The organism is Actinophytocola sp., from assembly GCF_035712165.1.
GTDB lineage: Bacteria > Actinomycetota > Actinomycetes > Mycobacteriales > Pseudonocardiaceae > DASYTH01.
In genome coordinates this window covers 1-4,009 of record NZ_DASTBH010000004.1, presented here as the reverse complement: position 1 = coordinate 4,009, position 4,009 = coordinate 1, and the positions used below count along the sequence as shown (strand labels likewise).

General features: G+C 73.9%; 5 protein-coding genes. 3 read left to right on the top strand and 2 right to left on the bottom strand.

Annotated features, from left to right (window positions below; all coding sequences use genetic code 11):
* From VFO68_RS00235 to VFO68_RS00225, 3 genes are all read left to right on the top strand, one after another.
* Nucleotides 1–708: phosphatase (locus VFO68_RS00235; protein WP_325156046.1), on the top strand; the 708-nt coding region annotated here is incomplete at its 5' end.
* A 9-nt stretch (nt 709–717) separates the two neighbouring features.
* A complete protein-coding gene (locus VFO68_RS00230) occupies nt 718–1,551 on the top strand; it encodes a PD-(D/E)XK nuclease family protein (RefSeq protein WP_325156045.1) in 834 nt (277 codons plus the stop codon).
* A 15-nt stretch (nt 1,552–1,566) separates the two neighbouring features.
* Nucleotides 1,567–1,902, top strand: coding sequence for a hypothetical protein (locus tag VFO68_RS00225; RefSeq protein ID WP_325156044.1), 336 nt, complete (start codon nt 1,567–1,569; stop codon nt 1,900–1,902).
* A 121-nt stretch (nt 1,903–2,023) separates the two neighbouring features.
* Here the strand turns inward: VFO68_RS00225 and VFO68_RS00220 are convergent, their stop codons facing one another.
* Nucleotides 2,024–2,947, bottom strand: coding sequence for an alpha/beta fold hydrolase (locus VFO68_RS00220; RefSeq protein ID WP_325156043.1), 924 nt, complete (start codon nt 2,945–2,947; stop codon nt 2,024–2,026).
* 50 nt (nt 2,948–2,997) lie between these two features.
* Nucleotides 2,998–4,009, bottom strand: a 1,012-nt coding sequence (locus VFO68_RS00215) for a hypothetical protein (RefSeq protein WP_325156042.1), incomplete at its 5' end; no start/stop codon positions are given.

The following is a 4,009-nucleotide window of genomic DNA, read 5'->3' as shown; positions in this document are numbered from 1 at the left end:
GAGCTGTCCTGCCGGTCGTCGGACGGGCGGGGTGGCCACTGCACGGTCCATCTGCTGGCCTACCTGTTCGACCCGGACGCGCCGGCCGTGGTCGGCGCGCACGCCCGGTCACAGGCCGAGCGGCGGGCCCGGTTGCTCAAGATCGGCGAGCGGATGGCCGCCGACGGGCTGCCGGTCGACGCCGAGGAACTGCTCGCGGGCCTGCCCGACGGGGTGACCGCCGGCCGGCCGCACCTGGCGATGGCCCTGGTCCGGGCCGGCGTCGTGTCCACTGTGGACGAAGCGTTCGCGCGGTTTCTGAACGACCGTGGCCGCTACTACATCCCGAGCAGCCGCGCCCCGGTCCGGGACGCGATCGCGATGGTGGCCGCCGCCGGCGGGGTGAGCGTCCTGGCGCACGCGTTCGCCCGGCGCCGGGGGCCCACGGTGACCGCCGGGATCATCGCCGAACTGGCCGCGGCCGGACTGGACGGCGTCGAGGTCGACCATCCCGACCACGATCCGGCGACCCGGGCCGAGCTACGCGGCCTCGCCGGCGACCTCGGCCTGCTGACCACCGGTTCCAGCGACTACCACGGCACCAACAAGTCGATCTCCATCGGCCAGGAGACCACCGACCCGCAGACCCTCGACGCCATCGCCGACCGGGCCACCGGTGCGGAGATCCTGACCGGGCCGCACCCGGCGCTGGGGACACAGGCCCCGTAAGGTTGGCACATGCAGGGGCAGTTGGGCTTCGACGCGATGCCGCGGCGGCTGATCAAGGTCACGCCCGCACGGCTCGCGGTCTGGGCGGACTGCCCCCGGCGGTACCGGATGACCTATCTGGACCGGCCGACGCCGCCGCGCGGCGGGCCGTGGGCGCACAGCACGCTCGGTGCGGTGGTGCACAACGCGTTGCGCGCGTTCTTCGATCTTCCGGTGCGGCGCCGCACCGTCGAGCAGGCCCGCGCGCTGGTCGGCACCGGGTGGAAGGACGACGGGTTCGCCGACCCCGAGCAGTCCGCGCGGTTCCGGCAGCGGGCCGGCGACTGGGTGGCCGACTACGTGGCCGGGCTGGACGTGACCATCGAGCCGGTCGGGCTGGAGCGGTGGGTGTCGGCCCCGGTCGGCACGATCGTCGCCGAGGGCCGGGTGGACCGGATCGACGAGCGCGACGGCGAGTTGGTGGTCGTCGACTACAAGACCGGCCGGCACGCGCTGAGCACGGACGACGCCCGGGGGTCGCAGGCGCTCGCGCTGTACGTGATCGCCGCGCGGCGCACCCTGCGCCGGCCGTGCACCCGGGTCGAACTGCACCACCTGCCCAGCGGGTCGGTCGCGGTCTGGGAGCACACCGAGGCGTCTCTGGCCCGGCACCAGGCCCGGGCCGAGGAGACCGCCGAGGAGCTCCAACTGGCCCGGGATACCCTCGAAGCCGGCGGCGACCCGGACGTGCTGTTCCCCGCGCGGGTGGGACGGCAGTGCTCGTGGTGCGACTTCCGCCGCAGCTGCCCCGAAGGCCAGGCTGCCGGCCCCGCGGCGTTGCCGTGGTCATTGCTCGCGGACTAGAGACCAGGTGATCAGGTGCAGGACTCGCTGACGGACGTGACCCCGACGCAGGCACAGCCGGCGGCCGTGGACCGGCCGCGCCGGTCCCGCTTCTGGGCTGAGCTGTCCGGCGCGCTGGCCATCGGGCTCGCCGTGCTGGCCGCGGTCGTGCTGGTGTTCCAGATCCTGGCGTGGGTCGGCGGGCTGCCCGGACCGGGCCTGCTCACCGTGGCCGGTCACCTGGTGGCGGCCGGTCTCGCGGTGCTGGCGCAGCGCTTCGCCGACAGGCACCGGGGCTGGCCGGGCGCGCTCGCGGTACTCGCCGTGCTCGCCATCACCACCAGCGCCCTGTGGCTCTACTGGTGGCGGTGACCGCCTCCCCGGATTTGATGCGGTGGTTGCGTTCCGGCGGCTGGTGCGGGGATCGGGTGGATGGTGGCTGGGTGCCGTCACGGTCCCCTGAGGTTGCCGTTGGTTGGGTGCTAGACCGCGCTCAGGCGGCGACGGCTGGTAGGGGGAGTTCGGCGTAGGAGAGCCAGGTTCGCCAGGTGGGCACCAGGATGTCCAGCAGGCCGTCCGGGTTCTCGATGGCGGGGCAGTGGCCCGCGCCGGGGATCACCGCGAAGTCGGCGTCCAGCCGGTCGGCCATGTCGCGCTGGGCGGACACCGGCCAGGCGTCGTCCCGCTCACCGCACACCACCAGCGACTGCGCGCCGGAGGACTGCAGCAGCCGGGCGAGGGCGCCGACCAGGTCCGGCTCGGTGCGCAGCCCGTGCGCCATGCCCAGCAGGCTCGCCGGGTTGGAGCGCAGGAACCGCTCCCGCAGGAACGTGCGGAGCTCCTCGGAAGCCGCCAGCCAGGCCGGGTTGTGCGCGTCCAGGCTGTCCCGCAGCCGTTGCGCGGCGGCGATGCCGTGCTGCCGGATGGCCGGCTCGCCGATGTCCAGGGCCTGGCGGCGCCAGCCCTGCGGCAGTTCGGCCGGGCCGCTGTCCATCAGGGTCAGCCCCACCACCGGGGCGCCGGCCAGCACCGCGCTGCGGGCGACCAGGCCTCCGTAGGAGTGGCCGACCAGCATCATCGGCGTGCCGGTGGCGCTCAGCCTGCCGATCACCTCGGACAGCACCAGACCCAGCGCGCTGGGCAGGTAGGCCGACTCCTCGGTGGGGCCGGCCGACTCGTTCTGGCCCGGCAGGTCGATCGCGATGGCGTCGAACCCGACGCGGGTGATGGGGTCGAGCAGCGGCGCGAAGTCCTCTTTGGAGCCGGTGTAGCCGGGCACCATCAGGACCGTCGCGGCCGCCGCACGGCCCTTGTTCCTGGCCCTGCCGTGCAGGGCTGCGATCGGGCCGTACCTGCTGGGCAGGTCGACCCGCTCGGCCCGGTGCGGGCTGAGTTGGGACGCTGGTAGCGACGGCACGATTTTCACCACTCGATTGTGTGGGACAACGCTGGAGTTATCGTCGAAGCTCAACGAAGCGCGACTACATCGCCGCCCCGCTGCTCCAATACCATCGGCCCGAGCGTTGACATCGTGACCAGCCCGGAGTAGCCGGACCGGTCGACCGGGGTGGTGCCGACCACCTCGCCGGTGGCCTGGTCCAGCACCCGGATCCCGTCCCGCACCGGCACCAGCATCCGGCCGGCGAACGGGGTGCCCGGGCCGAGCGTGTCCGGCGCGGTCCACACCGGGTTCAGCTCGGCGCCGTCCAGCGCGATCGTGCGGGAACCGGTGTACCAGTAGACGGCGCCCGGGCCCTGGCCGGCGGGGACGACCAGCCGGGCGGTGGGCACCACCAGGCCGTCCGGGTCACCGCGCAGGTCCTGGGTCGGCAGGTCGAGCGGGTAGCTGGCCTGCTGCGCGCCCTGGTCGTCGAAGACCACCAGGCGGCTGGGGTCGGGCAGGGCGATCGCGACGCGCTGGTCGGACAGCGCCACGACCCGCGCGCCGGCGCCCTCGACCAGCGAACTGAACACCACGGCCGGTTCGTCGGCCTTGTTGTCCACGTTGGTCGCCTTGTAGACGGTCAGCCGGTCGCCCTCGCTCGGGCAGCGTTCGATCACGCCGATCCGGCCGGCCGCGACGGCCACCGACCCGTACGTGCAACCGGTGCGGGGCTGCTTCTCCGGGTTCACCATGGCCGGCAGCTGGCCGTACTCCATGGTCTGCACCAGGTCGGACCGCCAGGTGGTGAGCAGGTGCCGGCCGGTGGTGGTCAGGTAGGTGCCGTCGCCCAGCAGCCGGGTGCCCAGTTCGGCGTCACCCTGACGCTGGCCGCCGCTGGGCCGTTCCACCGGGTCCTGCGGGTCGCGTTGCTTGCCGCGCTTGCCGGTGGCCGGGTCGAGCGCGGTGACCTCGCTGCAGCCGCCGCCGGACCGCGAGTCGCCGTCCGGCAGGAACCGGCCATCGGTGCGGTACACGGCCACGGCCAGCGACCAGGCCGGGGCGATCGTGCACAGCGGCAGGTCGCGGGTGTAGCGC

Bases quoted from the DNA above. Each gene is read 5' to 3' on its own strand.
- VFO68_RS00230 (WP_325156045.1), top strand. From the start codon at position 718: ATGCAGGGGCAGTTGGGCTTCGACGCGATGCCGCGGCGGCTGATCAAG.